Source organism: Paraburkholderia fungorum (genome assembly GCF_900099835.1).
GTDB lineage: Bacteria > Pseudomonadota > Gammaproteobacteria > Burkholderiales > Burkholderiaceae > Paraburkholderia > Paraburkholderia fungorum_A.
Genome location: NZ_FNKP01000002.1, coordinates 2,839,319 through 2,854,197 on the forward strand (window position 1 = coordinate 2,839,319; position 14,879 = coordinate 2,854,197).

The 14,879-nt window shown below is 62.0% G+C and carries 18 protein-coding genes; 6 read left to right on the forward strand and 12 right to left on the reverse strand.

What is annotated here, in order from left to right; translation table 11 throughout:
* Positions 1 to 2 precede the first annotated feature (2 nt).
* Genes BLS41_RS28635 through BLS41_RS28680 form a run of 10 tightly spaced genes read right to left on the reverse strand, consistent with a single transcriptional unit; the run spans position 3 to position 8,210 of the window.
* Entirely contained in the window at positions 3 to 833 is an 831-nt protein-coding gene (locus BLS41_RS28635) for an aspartate dehydrogenase (protein WP_074770845.1), read from the reverse strand.
* The gene (locus BLS41_RS28640; protein WP_074771248.1) at positions 826 to 2,484 is read right to left on the reverse strand and encodes a thiamine pyrophosphate-binding protein; all 1,659 of its coding nucleotides are present in this window, start codon (positions 2,482 to 2,484) and stop codon (positions 826 to 828) included. The genes BLS41_RS28635 and BLS41_RS28640 overlap by 8 nt, the downstream gene beginning before the upstream one ends.
* The gene (locus tag BLS41_RS28645) at positions 2,477 to 3,283 is read right to left on the reverse strand and encodes an SDR family oxidoreductase (RefSeq protein WP_074770846.1); all 807 of its coding nucleotides are present in this window, start codon (positions 3,281 to 3,283) and stop codon (positions 2,477 to 2,479) included. The genes BLS41_RS28640 and BLS41_RS28645 overlap by 8 nt, the downstream gene beginning before the upstream one ends.
* On the reverse strand, positions 3,283 to 4,167 hold the full coding sequence (locus tag BLS41_RS28650; protein ID WP_074770847.1) for an IclR family transcriptional regulator: 885 nt from the start codon (positions 4,165 to 4,167) through the stop codon (positions 3,283 to 3,285). The genes BLS41_RS28645 and BLS41_RS28650 overlap by 1 nt, the downstream gene beginning before the upstream one ends.
* The gene (locus tag BLS41_RS28655) at positions 4,168 to 5,058 is read right to left on the reverse strand and encodes an alpha/beta fold hydrolase (protein WP_074770848.1); all 891 of its coding nucleotides are present in this window, start codon (positions 5,056 to 5,058) and stop codon (positions 4,168 to 4,170) included.
* A 53-nt stretch (positions 5,059 to 5,111) separates the two neighbouring features.
* Positions 5,112 to 5,639 (reverse strand): cupin domain-containing protein, encoded by a 528-nt coding sequence (locus tag BLS41_RS28660; protein ID WP_074770849.1) that lies wholly within the window; start codon positions 5,637 to 5,639, stop codon positions 5,112 to 5,114.
* A gap of 26 nt (positions 5,640 to 5,665) precedes the next feature.
* Complete coding sequence (locus BLS41_RS28665) at positions 5,666 to 6,433, reverse strand: SDR family oxidoreductase (RefSeq protein WP_074770850.1); 768 nt, start codon at positions 6,431 to 6,433, stop codon at positions 5,666 to 5,668.
* The gene (locus BLS41_RS28670; protein ID WP_074770851.1) at positions 6,426 to 7,523 is read right to left on the reverse strand and encodes an aromatic ring-hydroxylating oxygenase subunit alpha; all 1,098 of its coding nucleotides are present in this window, start codon (positions 7,521 to 7,523) and stop codon (positions 6,426 to 6,428) included. Before BLS41_RS28670 ends, BLS41_RS28665 begins: the two co-directional genes overlap by 8 nt.
* A 59-nt stretch (positions 7,524 to 7,582) precedes the next feature.
* Positions 7,583 to 7,894 (reverse strand): recombinase-like helix-turn-helix domain-containing protein, encoded by a 312-nt coding sequence (locus tag BLS41_RS28675; RefSeq protein ID WP_074770852.1) that lies wholly within the window; start codon positions 7,892 to 7,894, stop codon positions 7,583 to 7,585.
* Between the two features lies 1 nt (position 7,895).
* A complete protein-coding gene (locus BLS41_RS28680) occupies positions 7,896 to 8,210 on the reverse strand; it encodes a non-heme iron oxygenase ferredoxin subunit (RefSeq protein WP_074770853.1) in 315 nt (104 codons plus the stop codon).
* A gap of 440 nt (positions 8,211 to 8,650) precedes the next feature.
* On the opposite strand from BLS41_RS28680, the gene BLS41_RS28685 reads away from it, so the two are divergent.
* Positions 8,651 to 9,724: a porin gene (locus tag BLS41_RS28685; protein WP_074770854.1), complete on the forward strand. Its 1,074-nt coding sequence runs from the start codon at positions 8,651 to 8,653 to the stop codon at positions 9,722 to 9,724.
* Between the two features lie 100 nt (positions 9,725 to 9,824).
* On the opposite strand, the gene BLS41_RS28690 is transcribed toward BLS41_RS28685, so the two are convergent.
* Positions 9,825 to 10,793: an IclR family transcriptional regulator gene (locus tag BLS41_RS28690; protein WP_074770855.1), complete on the reverse strand. Its 969-nt coding sequence runs from the start codon at positions 10,791 to 10,793 to the stop codon at positions 9,825 to 9,827.
* Positions 10,794 to 11,150: 357 nt separating this feature from the next.
* On the opposite strand from BLS41_RS28690, the gene BLS41_RS28695 reads away from it, so the two are divergent.
* Complete coding sequence (locus BLS41_RS28695) at positions 11,151 to 11,438, forward strand: hypothetical protein (protein WP_074770856.1); 288 nt, start codon at positions 11,151 to 11,153, stop codon at positions 11,436 to 11,438.
* Positions 11,439 to 11,505: 67 nt separating this feature from the next.
* Here the strand turns inward: BLS41_RS28695 and BLS41_RS28700 are convergent, their stop codons facing one another.
* Positions 11,506 to 12,129, reverse strand: a complete 624-nt coding sequence (locus BLS41_RS28700; RefSeq protein ID WP_253189786.1) for a DUF4410 domain-containing protein — start codon at positions 12,127 to 12,129, stop codon at positions 11,506 to 11,508.
* A 222-nt stretch (positions 12,130 to 12,351) separates the two neighbouring features.
* Between BLS41_RS28700 and BLS41_RS28705 the strand changes: the two genes are divergently transcribed.
* From BLS41_RS28705 to BLS41_RS28720, 4 genes are all read left to right on the forward strand, one after another.
* Entirely contained in the window at positions 12,352 to 12,711 is a 360-nt protein-coding gene (locus BLS41_RS28705) for a DUF3564 domain-containing protein (protein WP_074770858.1), read from the forward strand.
* A gap of 370 nt (positions 12,712 to 13,081) precedes the next feature.
* Positions 13,082 to 13,831, forward strand: coding sequence for a DNA/RNA non-specific endonuclease (locus BLS41_RS28710; RefSeq protein WP_074770859.1), 750 nt, complete (start codon positions 13,082 to 13,084; stop codon positions 13,829 to 13,831).
* Positions 13,824 to 14,084, forward strand: a complete 261-nt coding sequence (locus BLS41_RS28715) for a hypothetical protein (protein WP_074770860.1) — start codon at positions 13,824 to 13,826, stop codon at positions 14,082 to 14,084. The genes BLS41_RS28710 and BLS41_RS28715 overlap by 8 nt, the downstream gene beginning before the upstream one ends.
* Before the next feature lie 251 nt (positions 14,085 to 14,335).
* The gene (locus tag BLS41_RS28720; protein WP_074770861.1) at positions 14,336 to 14,713 is read left to right on the forward strand and encodes a hypothetical protein; all 378 of its coding nucleotides are present in this window, start codon (positions 14,336 to 14,338) and stop codon (positions 14,711 to 14,713) included.
* The last annotated feature ends 166 nt before the right edge of the window (positions 14,714 to 14,879 follow it).

The window sequence follows — 14,879 nt, forward strand, 5'->3', positions numbered from 1 at the left end:
TCTCAAATCACGCAGCGGGCTGCACGATTGCGCAACGCGCGAATCGCGCTGTACGCGGTCAACGCGGACGTCTTCGGGTTGTCCGGCAAAGGCTTGCCGCACATTTCCAGCGACATCTCGCCGAACACGCCGCGCGCCACGACGCGATGCACGTTGCGCGTCACGTTCGGATCGGCGATCAGGCGGACCGTGGTGTGGTCGAGGCCCAGACCGGCAAGCGCGATCGTCGCCGCCACGTTGGCGTTCTTCGGATAGAGCCGCGCCGCTTCGCGCGCGCTGCCTTCGAAGATCACCGTTTCTTCGGTGAGCGCGTTCAGATCGCACACCAGTTCGGCGGGTGAGCCGAGCCAGCCCGTGGGCGGCTTGCGGCCCGTGTACAGCACTTCGTCGAGGCCGCCGAGCTTGGCTGCGGCCAGCGCGTCCACGCCGCCAATCGCGCCGGACAACAGCGTGAGCGTCGCGTCGCCTTCGTCGGCGGCAGCGGAGAGTGCGTCGAGCAGCATCATGTCGGACAACGCACCGATCGATGCCACCGCGCAATCCGTGCCGCCCTTCAGCAACGGCACCACGTGATCGACCAGCGCGCTATGACCCGCGCATTCCAGCGCGAAATGCGGCTGGCTGCTCAACGCGGACACCGACGTGACCACGTCCACCGAGTCGCCTACCACTTCGCGCACCGACGCCATATGACGCTCCGACACGATCACGTGCGACACGCGCACGGTCGGATCGGCGGCAACCGAGCGATACACCGCCTGGCCGATCGCGCCGAAGCCGATCATCGCGACATCGACGGGAGCGTGGTGACCCGCGTAGCCGGCGTCACGCATGTTCCGGCTCCTGTTCCTTGACCGGCGGGCCTGCGAACGCGGTAGCGAACGAGCCGACCGACAGCATGTCCACTTCGACCAGCACCGGACCCGCCTTCGCGATGCCTTCGCGAATGATCGCGTCGGCCTGATCGAGCGACTTGATGCGGTAATGCGTGAGCTTCAGGCTCTCGCAGAACTGCGCGAAATCCGGCTGATGCAGATCGACGTAGCAACGACGGCCGCCGTATTGCGCGTCCTGAATGTTGCGGATCACGCCGTAGCACTGGTCGTTCATCAGCACGATCATCACGTTGGCGTTTTCCTGCACGGCCGTCGCCAGTTCGCCGACGTTGACCATCAGGCCGCCGTCGCCGACCAGGCACACCGTCTTCGCCGCGTTGCCCGCGAGCGCCGCACCGATGCCCATCTGCATGCCCTGGCCGATACCGCCGCCGAGTGCGTGGACGCCCGCGCGCGGCGAGAAAATCTTCAGCATGCGGTTGCCCCACGTGCTGTTCGAGATCGTGACGTCGCGCACCCAGTTGTAGTCGCGGCCCACTGCGGCTTGCAGCGCGTCGACGAGGCGCTTGTACGGGCCGAGACCCTTGCCCACGTCGGCGACCGCGCTTTCGCGAGCTGCCGCCAGGTCTTGCGCGAACTTCGGATCGACCTTGATGCGGCCTTCGAGCAGCGTCGCGAGTTCTTCGAGCACGGCCGATGCATCGCCGTGAATGAACATCTCGTTGCGATAGCCGCGGTTATCGGCGAGCGCGTCGGCGTCGATCCGATACAGCGGTTGCGGCAGCGCCAGCTTGTACTTCAGCGTCTCATTGCCACGCAGACGCGAACCGACCACCACCAGCGCGTCACACGTCTTGTAGAAGCTCTCGACCGCTGCATGCACGTTGAACGCGCCGAGCGTCGCCGGATGATCTTCCGGCAGCACGCCGCGGCCCTGCACGCTGGTCACCACGCCGAAGCCCAGCGCCACCAGACGCTCGACCGCCTTCGCAGCATGGCGCGTGCCGCCGCCGAGCCACAACAGCGGACGCTTCGCGTTGACCAGTTGCTCGGCCAGTTGCGCGACGCGCTGGCTGCAATGCGTGAGCGTCGTGACGTGCGGGGCGGCCAGATCGGCGGGCCACTCCACTTCCGCAGCCTGAATGTCGATTGGAATTTCGACGCTGACCGGACCGCTCGGTGCGGTTTGCGCTACGCGCACGGCTTCGCGGATCGTCGGCAGCGCGGTTTCGACCGAGCGCACACGGAACGCAGCCTTCGAAATCGACGACAGCATCGACAGTTGATCCGGTGCTTCGTGGATATACGCGAGGTCCTGATCCAGATATTCGGTTTCGATCTGACCGGTGACGTGCAGCAGCGCCGTGCCTGCCGTCAGCGCTTCGACCATTGCGCCCGCTGCGTTGCCCGCTGCGGTGCCGGTGCTGGTGAACGCCACACCGAGGCCGCCCGAGACACGCGCGAGGCCGTCGGCCATGTTGACCGCGCCGGCTTCGCCGCGCGCGCCGACATAGCGGATCTTGCCGCGGTTATGAATCGCGTCGAGGATCGGCATGTTGTGAATCGAGATCACGCCGAATGCGGTTTGAACGCCGCATTGCTCGAGGAAAGCGGCGATCAGTTCGCCAACGGTGGTTTTGTTAGACATGTCGTGCAACGCCTCCAGAAACATCGATGTGACTGCCCGTCGTGTACGACGACAGCGTGGTAGCCAGATAAAAGAGCGCTTGAGCGGCCTCTTCGGGTTTGCCGAAGCGACCCAGCGGAATGTTTTTCTTTTTCGCCAGTTCGGCGGTCCAGTCTTCCCAGCTCTGGCCCGGCTGCGCTTCCGCAGCGTGACGGCGGCGCCACTGACCCGATTCGACGATGCCGATCAGAATCGAGTTGACGCGAATATGCTGCGGCGCGAGTTCTACGGCGAGCGACTTGATGAGGTTCTGCACGCCCGCGCGCGCCGACGAAGTCGCGACCATGTGCGGCTCCGGCTGCAGCGCGAGCAGCGAGTTCACGCAGACGATCGCCGCGTTGCCGCCGCCAGCCGCATCGCGCAGCATCGGCAGAAACGCGCGGGTCGGGCGGATCACGCTGAAATACTTCAGGTCGAGTTCTTCGCGCCAGGCGTCGTCGGTCGTGCTGGCGAACGTCGAGACGCGACCCTGGCCGGCGTTGTTCACCAGCATGTCGGTGCGGCCGAAGCGCGTTTGCACGGCTTGCGCGAAGGCGTTGACGTCGTCGGCGTCGAGTACGTCGCAGGCTTGAGCGAGCAATTGCGCGGCGGGAAACTTCGCTTTCAGCGCGGCTTCCGCGTGCGCGAGACGCTCGGTGTTACGGCCGCAAATCGCAACCGATGCACCCGCCCGCAAAAAGAGTTCGGCAGTCGCGAGGCCGATGCCGGACGAACCGCCCGTCACCACCGCCACCTGTCCGGTCAAATCGATTTGAATCATCAGAGCCCCAGTGCCTTCATGTATTGGCTGCCCGCATTCGGCGCGTTCTTCGGCCGATAGTTGAGCCGCTGCGAAAGTTCATCGGCCGCGCGGCGGACCTTGTCGATCAGGCCGCTGTCGAGCAGCGACGCGTCGATCTCGTGGCGCGGAATCGTCGTCGTGATGACCGCGACGATGCGCCCCGTGTCGTTGCGAACCGGCACGCTGACCACCGAAATGCCACGTTCGAACGACGACTCGCTGATCGCAAAACCACGCAGTGCGTCGTCGCGCACACGCTCATAGAGGTCTTCGACGGTGGCGGGCGTCTGCTTCGTGAAACGCTCCAGTTCCGGCTCGGGATAGAGCTTCTTCAGATCGTCGAGCGTCATGTCGCCCATCAGCACCTGGCCGTGCGTCGTTGCATAAGCGGGCAGACGGGTGCCGACGTTGACCTTCACCGAACTGAAAATCGGCGCATGGCTTTGTGCTTTGGCAACGAAGACGACATCACGTCCGTCGCGAATCACGATGTGCGTCGTCAGGCCGGTTTCGGTGCGCAATGCTTCGATGATCGGCAGACCGAGGTCGGTCAATTCGAGCGAACTCAGATATTCGAAACCGAGCCGCAGCACGGCGACGCCGAGCCGATAGTTACGGTCTTTGTCGGCGCGTTCGAGAAAGCCGAGCGATTCGAGCGTTTGCAGCAGACGGAACACCGTCGTGCGCGGAATCTTCAGGCGGCGGGACAATTCCGGCGCGCCGAGGACGGGCTCGCGCGGCGAGAACTCCGTGAGAATCTTCAAACCACGTTCGAGACCCGGCACGCGGTAGCTGCTGTCGCTACCGGTGTCGTTGCGGTCGTCGTCCGCGTTGCGCTCGGCGTTGAGTGTGTCGGGCGTCATTCATTGGCTCCGTTGTCCACCGCTCGTGCGGCAGAACGTGTCGATGATCGCGGTGTACGCGGCGGGTGCTTCGATATAACCGGCGTGCCCCGCGCGCGGCACGACCTGCAATTGGGTGCCTGCGGCAAGGGCGATTCGCTCGCAGGCGGCGGGAGGCGTGATGGTGTCGTCCGCGCCGACGGCCACGTTGATGCGGCCTGTGAAGCGCGCGAGGTCGCTGGCGAGGTCGGCGTTGGCGAGCAGATGCGTCGCCTGCGCGTAGCCGCGCGGGATCACGCGCGACATGTTCCAGCGCACCCATACGCGGGCTTCGTCGTTTGCATTCGCGGACAACATATTGGTGCTGCGTTTTTCGGCGAGACCTTGCGGGCCGAGTTCGTTCAGCATCGCGAGGCGCTGGTCGCGTTTCGTTTCGCGCACTTCCGCAGATGCCGCGCCGTAGCCGCCAGCCGGCGACAACAGCAGCAAACCGGCCACGCGCTGCGGATTCGCCGCAGCAAACGCACCGGCGATGATCGCGCCGAGCGAGTGCCCGACCAGCACGCATCGTTCGATAGCGAGTGCGTCGAGCCAGTCCTTCAATACCGAGGCGTAGTGAGCGGCCACGGGCGACTCTGCGTCAACCGGCGTGGACGCGCCATAACCCGGCGCATCCCACGCCAGCACGCGACGGTTCGCGGCCAATACTTCGAACTGCTGCACCCACGACGCCGCGCCCGACCCGATACCGTGCAACAGCACGAGCGGCAACGCGCCGGTGTTGGCGCTCGCGGCTTCGCGATAGCTCAGCACACGTTGCGACGCCAACTCGACCTGCTGCGCCGGAAAGCGCGCGAGGCGCGTTTCGAGCGAGGCGTGTTGATCGGCGGTAACGGACGGGACTGCGGACATGATTTCCTTCGCGGGTGTTTTTGTACTGCTGCGAATCAGACTTCGATAAGGGCTTAGCGCTTGAGCTTCGCCAGCGGCGAATCCGGCGGATACGTCGGCGTGACCGGCTTTGGCGAACCGAGCATCACGCACATCAGCGCGTCTTCTTCGCCGATGTTGATTTCCGTGCGATACACGCCCGGCGGCACCGAGATCAGGTCACGCTCGCCGAGCACGGCTTCCCACGTTTCGCCGTCTTTCTCGCAGATCACTTTCATCTTGCCGCGCAGCACGAAGAAAATTTCTTCGACATCCATATGAATATGGCTCGGACCGATGTTGCCGGCCGGGATCACCATCGTCGAAAACGTGAAGCCGCCTGCGGGCACCGTGTTCATGTCCTTCGCGACGCCCGTGCCGCCCGTGCCGACATAGCGCATTTGCGCACGGCGATATTTCGGGTCGTAGTCCGCTTGGAACTTCAACGCGTCCCAGTCGTAGCGACGCGTTTCAAGGCGCGCGACGCGGCTGTCAAGCCATTGTCCAAAGCTCGCTTCCGCGGGTTGTTCCCACGATTTGCGTTCGATATCGGCATCCGCCATCTCTTTCTCCTTTCGATTCGACAAGATCAATTCATCACGAAGCCGCCGTTCACCGGCAGCAACTGGCCGGTTACGAAGCGCGCGGCATCGGACAACAGGAACAACACGGGCCCGGTCACATCGTCGGGCACCTGAGCGCGCGTCAAAGCGCGGCCTTGCAGGTAATACTGATGACGTTCGGCAGGCACGTAAGCGGTCGCTTCGACTTCGGTCAGGCCTGGCGCGATCGCGTTGACGGTCACCTGATGCGCGCCGAATTCACGCGCCAGCGAGCGGGTCATCGAGATCACGGCGCCCTTGCTCGCGACATACGCGAGCAGTTTCGGCGCGCCCCACATCGCCGTATCCGAAGCGATATTGACGATGCTGCCGCGGCCCGACTCGCGCAGAAACGGCAGCGCGGCTGTGCTCATCAACCAGACACCGCGCACGTTCACGTTCATCACGGCGTCCCACGTATCGACCGACAATTCGTCCGCGAACTTGCCGCCGGAGTTGGTGATCGCCGCGTTGTTGATCAGCGCGTCGAGGCCGCCGAGTTGCGCCGCGCCCTGCTCCGCGAATTGCTGGATGCTTTGCGGATTCGCCAGATCGAGCGGCAGATACGTCGCCGCATGTCCTTGCGCTGCGAGCGATGCCGCGAGTGCCTGACCTTCTTCATGCAGCACGTCGCCGAACACCACTTTCGCGCCGACCGCGACCAGCGCGCGGACAAACGCCGCGCCGAGACCGCGCGCGCCGCCCGTCACGAGGACGCGTCGGCCGTTGAGCGCTGCGAGCGCGTCGTTATGCATGGCTGTGGCCCGCTTCGGCGGTTTGACCGGCTCCCGCTTGCGCCTGAACTTGCGCGCGATGCGCGTCGAGATCGGCGAAATGCTGTTGCGCGCGCTGACGCAGCATGCGGCGCACGCGCGTCATGCCGACGTCGTGCTGATAAAGGAACTCGTGTTCGCGTGCATTCGGCGCGAGGCTTTCCAGCACGTAGCGGTCTTGCTCCAGCACGTCCCAATGCAGACCTTCCAGACGATTGCGATACAGGAAGCGCCATGCGTCGCGCTGCCAGCCCTGCACCTTGCGGGTACGCCAGAAATACACCTGGCAGTTGTCGCCGTCGGTCGGAACCGCGAAGCCGATGATCCCGAAGCTGCCGCCCGGGCCGAACTTCTTCTTGTACGGAATCGCGAGGCGCATCCACAGCGCGCCGGTTTCGCCGAGTTCCACCCAGTCGAAGTTCACGTCGCGCTGGCCGACCTTTTCGAACATCAGACCGGTTTCGGTCTTGCGCACGCGCATGTCGGCCTGCTTATCGCCTTCGGCCATCGAGTGCGACGTCGCGTGCAGATACGCGCCGTGCATCGGGTCCATCACGTTGTCGATGGCGTACTGATAGTTGCACTTCCAGTTCGACATGCACAGGAAGCTCGCGTATTCCTCGCCGACCAGCTCTTCCGGCAGCTTGAGCGGCGCGGGTTCCTTATGCGCTTCGTCGCCGAACCACAGGAAGATCGCGCCGGCGTGTTCTTCGACCGGATACGACTTCACGCACTTGGTGCCTTCGAGCGGGCACGCCGACACGGCCGGCACGCGCTGCACGGTGCCGGTGCCGTCGACTTCGATGCCGTGATACCAGCACGCGACGCTGCCGCCGAGGTTCCAGCCGAGCGACAGACGCGCACCGCGATGCGGGCAGCGGTCTTCGAGTGCGCGGACCTGGCCTTCCTTGTCGCGCCACAGCACGATCTGGTCGCCGAGCCGCGTGATGCCGACCGGCGCGTCGCCGACTTGCCAGCTCGGTGCAACGGGATACCAGTAGTTACGCAGGCCTTTGTCCAGGTAGGACTGGATCGGGTCGGCCGAGCCTTGAGTTGTAGTGGGGGACGTCATAAGGAGACTCCGGGTACGAAAGCGATGAAACGTGTTCGCGGGTGTTCGAGGGGGCGCGCCTAGTCGGCGAGCAGGCGGAATTCGGCGGCGAGGCGCTCGGCGTCCCACGGCTGGCCTTCCGGGGTGCGGAAGCCGACGCGGTTCAGACCGTCGACGACTTCCTGCAACTCCATCGCGCCGGCTTCGAAAACTTTTTCGAGCGCATCGCCGAAGTCGTTTTCGTACTGGGTCGGTTCGGCCTTGCGGTTCTGCCAGACCATGTTTTCCTGCTGGCCCGGTTTCTCGATCACGCCCTTGCCGGCGACGTTGTTCGGCTGCGGCGCGAGCCACGGCTTCAGGAAAGGATTGAAGTTCACGGCTACCTCTCGCATGTCATGCCACCTTGATCTGGATTTCTTCGCCCGCAAGACGTACCGAGTACATCTTCAGGTCGCGGCCGCCGGGCTCTTTCAGACATTTGCCGGTGGGGATATGGAACACGGCTTCGTGCAGCGGACATTCGACGGTGTCGCCGTCGACGAAGCCCTGCGTCAGCAACGCGTATGCGTGGGGGCAGACGTTTTCGAGTGCGTACAGCTCGTCGCCCACTTTGTAGATGCCGATTTCCGTGCCGTCGAGTTTGAACTCGAGCGGCGCGTCTTCGGACAGGTCGCCGGCATGGCCGGCGCAGCGCCATTGATCAGTCATTTCTCGCCTTCTCCTGAATCTCTATGTTCCACCTAAGGAACATCAGTTCGTGTATGGATAATTATAGGATTGGCTTGATGAGGAAAAAAATAAAAATCTGGAGCTGTAGGGGAAAACACCGACTGTCGTGTCCGCAACACAGCATTGCGCGGTGTGGCGGGAATCCGCTTATGCGTTTCAAAGCCTTTGGGGACTGGCTCCAGGCCCGTTCGGAGCCAGATCGACCGCCCCACATGCGGGTTTGTACGGGGTCCGAAAATTTATTTTGACCACTTTAAGACTCTCTATACTTTTCCATAGGCGATACAGAAGCCCATAGGTGGAACATAAAGCGGTGCGGTTTTGGCGCATTAAAACCAGAACGGCAATCAACCCCAATGCAAGGATCAGGGACGGCCCATTGGCGAGATCCAGGGTCGTATGATCAGGAGAACCAAACGGTGAAGCACATCATTGCAGCCGGCTTGACGGCAATCTGCGCAACGACGGGCGCGTGGGCGCAGAGCAGTGTGACGCTATACGGCAGCCTGGATGCCGGTATCGCGTATGTCAGCAACGTAGCAGGCAGTTCGAAATGGATGATGGAGCAGGGCAACACGCAGCCTGATCGCTGGGGCCTGAAGGGTGTCGAAGATCTGGGCGGCGGGCTGAAGGCGATTTTCCAGCTTGAAAACGGCTTCTATACGAACACGGGCGCATTCGCGAAATCGGGCACGCTGTTTAATCGCCAGGCTTTCGTGGGGTTGAGTTCGGACAAGGTCGGCACGGTCACACTCGGTCATCAGACGCCGTTCAGCTTCGACGTGCTCGGCCCGCTGAGCACCGCTTATCTGGCCGCCAGCTGGTACGCGTTCCACCCGGGCAACATCGACTCGCTCGCCGACACGGGCGTCGTGCCCTACGACAACTCGATGAAATTCCGCTCGACGAATTTCGGCGGCTTCACCGTCGGCGCGATGATGGGTCTCGGCAACACGACGAACTTCGCGACCGGCAAAAACCTGAGCTTCGCGCTGACCTATGCGAATGGCCCGTTCAAGGCCGGTGCCACGTATGCAGCGGAGAACGACCGCACGCCATCGCTCGTCACGACCGGTCTCGCCACGTTCCAGGGCGTAGCGTCGGCGAACTATGTCGCGGACAAGGTGCAGAACATGGGCGCGGGCGCGTCATACCAGTTCGGCAAGCTGCTGGTGCATGGTCTGTACACGCGCGTGAAGCTGGAATCGGCGGGGCATTCGGACACGTACCAAAGCTACGATGCGGGCGCGAACTATCAGTTCACGCCGTTCAACACCGTGGCCGGCGGCGCTGCGACGACGACGCTCGCGGGGCACCGCTGGACGCAGTTCATGATCGGCGACGTGTATTCGCTGTCGAAGTCGACGCAGTTGTATGCGAACGCGCTGTACATGCGCGCAGGATCGAACACGGACGCTGCTTTCTTTACCGCAGGGGTATCGAGCGGACGCAACCAGACGATTCTGCTGGCCGGTATTCACCACTCGTTCTGAACACGTTGTGATGTGACGCAATCGTGATGTGATGTGATTGACGCAGGTCCGTGCTGCGATTTTTCAGCCGGACCTGCAAGCGCACAAACCGCAAGCAGAATCAGTTCGCCGACACCGGTTTGCTGCGAGCCTGAACCACTGTCGGATCGTCCGGCCTCGGGCGATAGCTCAGACGCTCGGACAAGTCGAGCGCCGCCTGGCATACCTGCACGATGAGCGGTTCGCGCTCCTCCGCCTCGCCGATATCCGAACGCGGAATCGTCACCGTCAACGCCGCGACGATCTTGCCGCTCTGATCACGCACGGGCGCGCTCACCACCGAAATGCCCCGTTCGAACGACGCCTCGCTCAACGCGTAGCCGAGCAGCGCACTTTCGCGCACCCGTTCAGACAGTTCATCGACGGTAGCGGGCGTGCGCTCGGTGAATCGTTCGAGTTGCGGCTCGGGATACAACTGACGCAATTCATCGAAACTCAGATCGCCCATCAGCACCTGGCCATGCACGGTGGCGTGAGCGGGCAGGCGCGTGCCGACATGCACCTTCACCGAACTGAACATGGGCTCGTGGGTTTGCGCCTTGGCAACAAACACCACGTCGCGCTGATCGCGAATCAGCAGATGCGAACTGAGGCCGGTTGCATCGCGCAATTGTTCGAGGATCGGCGTGCCGACGTCGGTCAATTCGAGCGAACTCAGATATTCGAAGCCGAGCCGCAACACCGCGACGCTCAGCCGGAAATGACGGTCGCCGTTCACGCGCTCCAGAAAGCCGAGCGCTTCGAGGGTTTGCAGCAAACGGAAGGTGGTCGTGCGCGGAATGCCGATCCGCTTCGACAACTCGGGTGCGCCGAGTACCGGCTCGCGCGCGCTGAACTCAGCGAGAATCCGCAAGCCGCGTTCGAGGCCTGGTACGAGATAGGTCGAGCCGCCGCTGCTCTCGTCATCGGCGGGATCGGGGGTGTCGGGAATGTCGGCAGCAGGCGCCAGGGACAACGCGGTGTCGTCCTGCGCCGCGCCTCGTGATTTCGCCTGTTTGCGTCCCGCTCCGGTCTGTTCTTCTTTGGCCATCTTGGCTGCCGTTTCCGCTGTTCGTCGTGGTCAGATCAGCATGATAGCGCGAAGCATACAGCGAATATTTATCGGGGCGTACGGCGTAAGCAATGCTCGAGGGGGCGCAAAAAAAACGCGCTGCTGGTACCGCCCATCGCCGGGATGAAGCGGAAAGTGTCGACGGCTGCGCGGCTCGTGCCGACGTTGGGCCAATACATGTCGAAAAATGACGCACACGTACGGGTTGGTTAATGCAAATGCCGGGCTGATTTTGCTGCACTGCCACCGTTTCATGCGGTGCTATGCTTTGATCCGGTTTATCGCGCGAAACGGCGTTGCATGCCCGCTTCGCCCCAGCGTCCGGAGGGCTCGCTCATGTCCGAATCCGTTCAGATCCAGGTTGCCGACTCGCATCTTTACCCGGGCTGCGCGGTAAGCATCGCGCACTTGCCCGAGCCGGCCAGCGCGGCCGCTGCGATCGTCGAATTCGCGGACGGCTCCGGCGCACACGCCACCTGCCACCGGCGCGCGTTCGACGAGCTTGAGTTGACCGTCGACGGTTATGCGACCCGAAAACGTCATCCCGTCGATGCAAGGCATTGGCTGCTACTGGCCGTCGATTCCACGCACAGCAGCTGGCGCGTGAAGCGTCGATTGCCGTAGTTTTATCCGCTCGCGATTCAAACATGCCGACACTGCTGCGATGCGTCACGCGCAGTATTGCAACGCTCTACTTTGCATCAGCATGCAGCCTCGCGATTACCGCATCTGAAATCTGCTGCGCGGTCTTTTTGATGGTCTTTTTTTCGTCGCCGCTCGCCATGACGAACTTCGCCGCGATCACATAAGGGTTCAGTCTGACGACCGCGCCAGGCATGTTCCTGCTGTCCGCCTCTTCGACCGCCTGATAAAGCGGCGGCAAATCCGCCGCGCCGAGCCGGTCGCACGACACCGCCACCTGAATGTCGTTCTGCCCCGCGCCGAGACCGACGATTGCGCGACGCAGACGATTGCCGTCATCGACATTCAGAAACACGCCGCGCACTTGCCATCCTTCGGTGGGCAACGGTTGATCGCGCGCAATACGACGCGCGTCTACGCCGCCGCTTTTCAGGTCGTCGGTCAGCGCGTCGGCCATCTCGTTCACGATGTGCTTTGCGTGGTCTTGCGGATTCCTGTCCTGTGCGAGCGGCCCGGGTCCATCCGGCAGCAAGCCACGCAGACGACGCACCCGCTGGCCGGGTCCGCTATCGGGCGAAACGTTCGCCACGTCGAGATCGAAATCGGTGATGTAGACGATCGGCGCGGGCGCAGAAAAGGGCGTGCTGTCCGCAGCAAAAACGGCGGACGTCATCGCGCAAAACGATCCCGTCAGCAAAGTGATTTGCAAAAATCGGAGCCGCATCGCTCCTCCGCAAAACGTCGTCACGAGGACGATTATCGTAACGCCGCGTGTGCCACTAAAACGCATCGCGAGTCCGTTTTTTCGTACCGGATCATCAGACGTTTGCCTTGAATAACACGCATCGCGGCATAGACTGATAAAGCATCAATTCGCAATCTGTACGGAACTGACATGCGACTGACTATTCTGATCAACGGTTCCGATCCCACCGTCAGCCACGACTATGCGGTCTTATGGCTCGACACCGACGAACACCGGTGGTCGAGAGAAGCGCATCAAGGGATCGATCTGCCCCCGTGGGGCGAGTTGCACGACGACAATGGCGTGACCACGCTTTGCGCGCCCAGCACAGATGCGCCGCTATGTACGCTGCGCGGTTTGCACGTCGACCGCAAGCAGCGCGTGAGCGCCGCGCAAGGCGCCGCCGCGTGGACTGCATTGCCCACGCGCGCGCCGGCCAGTGGTTTCTGGCGGCTGCAAGCCGTTGATCGTCAGACGGTTCGTGCTGAAAACAGCGTGTTCGGTAATTAGGTTCCTTGCGCTATTTCTTTGCGCTTTAATCGGTCGAAAATTCCATGCGCGTTGTTAATGCGCTCATGCGGATGTGCACGCGTATTCGCGTGACGCCGCACAAGCGTGCGCCGACTCACATAACTATTCTCTGGTCGACGGATTTAAGACAACCTTAAGTTTGTGATCGTAGAGTTTGAATTCCACGCATTAGGGTCGCTGCAAAGCGGCCCATTTTTTTGTCCGCGCGACACGGCTCGTTCATCGAATCCGATTTGATCGCGACGCGTCATCTGCATTTCTCCGCTTGCTTCTGTTGCACGTTTTCCGGTCGCCCGATCCGGGTTCGCGACGCTATACTCTTGCGCCCTACCCCTCGACTGACCGACACATGAAGAAGTGGTTTGCCTGTCTGCTTTTTGCCGTTGCGGCTCACGCCAGCGCGGCGCCCTCCTGCACCCAGTTCACTCCGAATGCGCAATGGCCCACTCTGACCAATCAGAAGATGGCGCCGAAAACGCGCATGCTTTGCTATAGCGATTTCGCGGTTCTGCATTCGGGCATTACGCACGGTCCGCTTTGGTCCGCCGAACATCTGACGCGCGACCATATCGAAGCCGCGAAAGAGATGGTGCGCACCAACAAGTTCTTCGAAGACACGCGTTTGCCCGACGGTGAAGGCGCAACGCTCGCGGACTACAAACGCAGTGGCTTCGATCGCGGGCATATGAGCCCGGCGGGAAATCGCTGGAATCAGGAGGCGATGGCACAATCGTTCTCGCTGGCCAATATCGTTCCGCAAAACCGCGAGAACAATCAGCGGCTGTGGGCACGGATCGAATCGTCGGTGCGCAAGATCGCGATGTCGTACGACGATACTTATGTCGTCACCGGACCGATCTTCAACGGCCAGCAGTTGCAGACCATCGGGCCGACCCGCGTGTTCGTGCCGACGCAACTGTTCAAGGTCGTCTACGTGCCGTCGCGGCAGCTGGCGTTTGCCGTCGTGGTGGACAATGTATCGACTAACCGTTACGACATCAGGACGATTCACGAACTCGAAGCAGCATCGGGCATCCGCTTTCCGGGCATTCCGGAAAACCTCAAAGACCAGCGACCGGGAGGACTGAAAGGTGTTTAAACCCTATTCGAACGATGACGACGTGCTGAACATTCAGGGCGATGCGCTCACGCTGACCAACGGCACCACGCGCGTCGTACTGAACGGCACGCTGGAGTTGACGCAGGATCAGCGCGGACTGAAGGCGGCGCTTGCATTGAAGGAAGCGGTCGATGCGATCGTCGCGAGCTTGCAGGCGCAACCGTCGTTGCCGGCAAAAGTGAAAGACGAACCGGACGCAAAACCAGGCGTCATCGCGAATCCGTTTCAGTAACGCTTGAGCGGTTCGATCAAGCCTTAAACGCAGTAGCTTTCGTATGACGGCGAGAAATTCTCTCGCCGTCATACGCCCTCGCCTCACCCGCAATCTCTCCTCGCTGATTCAGCACCCCGATATGTATCGGCGGTTACGTTTTGTCACCATCGCGTCGTCAACTCCTGTCGTCTCGTCCGCGTTAAACCGGCAGCGCTGAAACAATTCAGACGCGACAAAAGAATCAACCGATTCCCAAAGGGAGTTACACCATGAAGACGCTTTTCGCCGCTCTCGCTTCCGCTCTGTTCGTGTCGGCCGCCTTTGCTCAAACGGCCGCGCCGTCCGCCACGCAATCCGCGCAGCCGATGCAGATGCAACCCGCCGGTCAGGCGAATCTGAAGGCGAGCACCGCCGCGCAAACCGGTTCCGCAGACCAGGGCGCTGCCGCGACCAAGGCGCCGGCGAAAGCCGCAACGAAAGCGCACATCAAGAAGACGTCCACCACTCATCCGGCGACCCACAAAAGCGTCAAGAAAGCCGCTGTCAAAACGAGCGCCGTGAAGACGAAAACGGAGAGCGCGAAAGAGGCCAGCAATGCCCCGGCTAAAGCCGACGGCGCACAAACCGACACGACGAAGACGCAATAACACGTGATCGGATTCGGCACGCACCAGCCATCTATGGTGTATTAATCGAAGCCAGGTCGTGCCGTTCAGGGAGGGCGAGTCTTGAATGACTCGCCTTTTTTTATTGTTTTCGTGTGGCAGAAATGCGCGTTAATTTTTGCACTACGTTTACTCAGGAACGTCTAAC

What these genes read in the sequence shown, in the direction of transcription:
- BLS41_RS28635 (WP_074770845.1), bottom strand. Translation starts at nt 833, where the DNA reads ATGCGTGACGCCGGCTACGCGGGTCACCACGCTCCCGTCGATGTCGCG.
- BLS41_RS28640 (WP_074771248.1), bottom strand. Translation starts at nt 2,484, where the DNA reads ATGTCTAACAAAACCACCGTTGGCGAACTGATCGCCGCTTTCCTCGAG.
- BLS41_RS28645 (WP_074770846.1), bottom strand. Translation starts at nt 3,283, where the DNA reads ATGATTCAAATCGATTTGACCGGACAGGTGGCGGTGGTGACGGGCGGT.
- BLS41_RS28650 (WP_074770847.1), bottom strand. Translation starts at nt 4,167, where the DNA reads ATGACGCCCGACACACTCAACGCCGAGCGCAACGCGGACGACGACCGC.
- BLS41_RS28655 (WP_074770848.1), bottom strand. Translation starts at nt 5,058, where the DNA reads ATGTCCGCAGTCCCGTCCGTTACCGCCGATCAACACGCCTCGCTCGAA.
- BLS41_RS28660 (WP_074770849.1), bottom strand. Translation starts at nt 5,639, where the DNA reads ATGGCGGATGCCGATATCGAACGCAAATCGTGGGAACAACCCGCGGAA.
- BLS41_RS28665 (WP_074770850.1), bottom strand. Translation starts at nt 6,433, where the DNA reads ATGCATAACGACGCGCTCGCAGCGCTCAACGGCCGACGCGTCCTCGTG.
- BLS41_RS28670 (WP_074770851.1), bottom strand. Translation starts at nt 7,523, where the DNA reads ATGACGTCCCCCACTACAACTCAAGGCTCGGCCGACCCGATCCAGTCC.
- BLS41_RS28675 (WP_074770852.1), bottom strand. Translation starts at nt 7,894, where the DNA reads ATGCGAGAGGTAGCCGTGAACTTCAATCCTTTCCTGAAGCCGTGGCTC.
- BLS41_RS28680 (WP_074770853.1), bottom strand. Translation starts at nt 8,210, where the DNA reads ATGACTGATCAATGGCGCTGCGCCGGCCATGCCGGCGACCTGTCCGAA.
- BLS41_RS28690 (WP_074770855.1), bottom strand. Translation starts at nt 10,793, where the DNA reads ATGGCCAAAGAAGAACAGACCGGAGCGGGACGCAAACAGGCGAAATCA.
- BLS41_RS28695 (WP_074770856.1), top strand. Translation starts at nt 11,151, where the DNA reads ATGTCCGAATCCGTTCAGATCCAGGTTGCCGACTCGCATCTTTACCCG.
- BLS41_RS28700 (WP_253189786.1), bottom strand. Translation starts at nt 12,129, where the DNA reads ATGACGTCCGCCGTTTTTGCTGCGGACAGCACGCCCTTTTCTGCGCCC.
- BLS41_RS28705 (WP_074770858.1), top strand. Translation starts at nt 12,352, where the DNA reads ATGCGACTGACTATTCTGATCAACGGTTCCGATCCCACCGTCAGCCAC.
- BLS41_RS28710 (WP_074770859.1), top strand. Translation starts at nt 13,082, where the DNA reads ATGAAGAAGTGGTTTGCCTGTCTGCTTTTTGCCGTTGCGGCTCACGCC.
- BLS41_RS28720 (WP_074770861.1), top strand. Translation starts at nt 14,336, where the DNA reads ATGAAGACGCTTTTCGCCGCTCTCGCTTCCGCTCTGTTCGTGTCGGCC.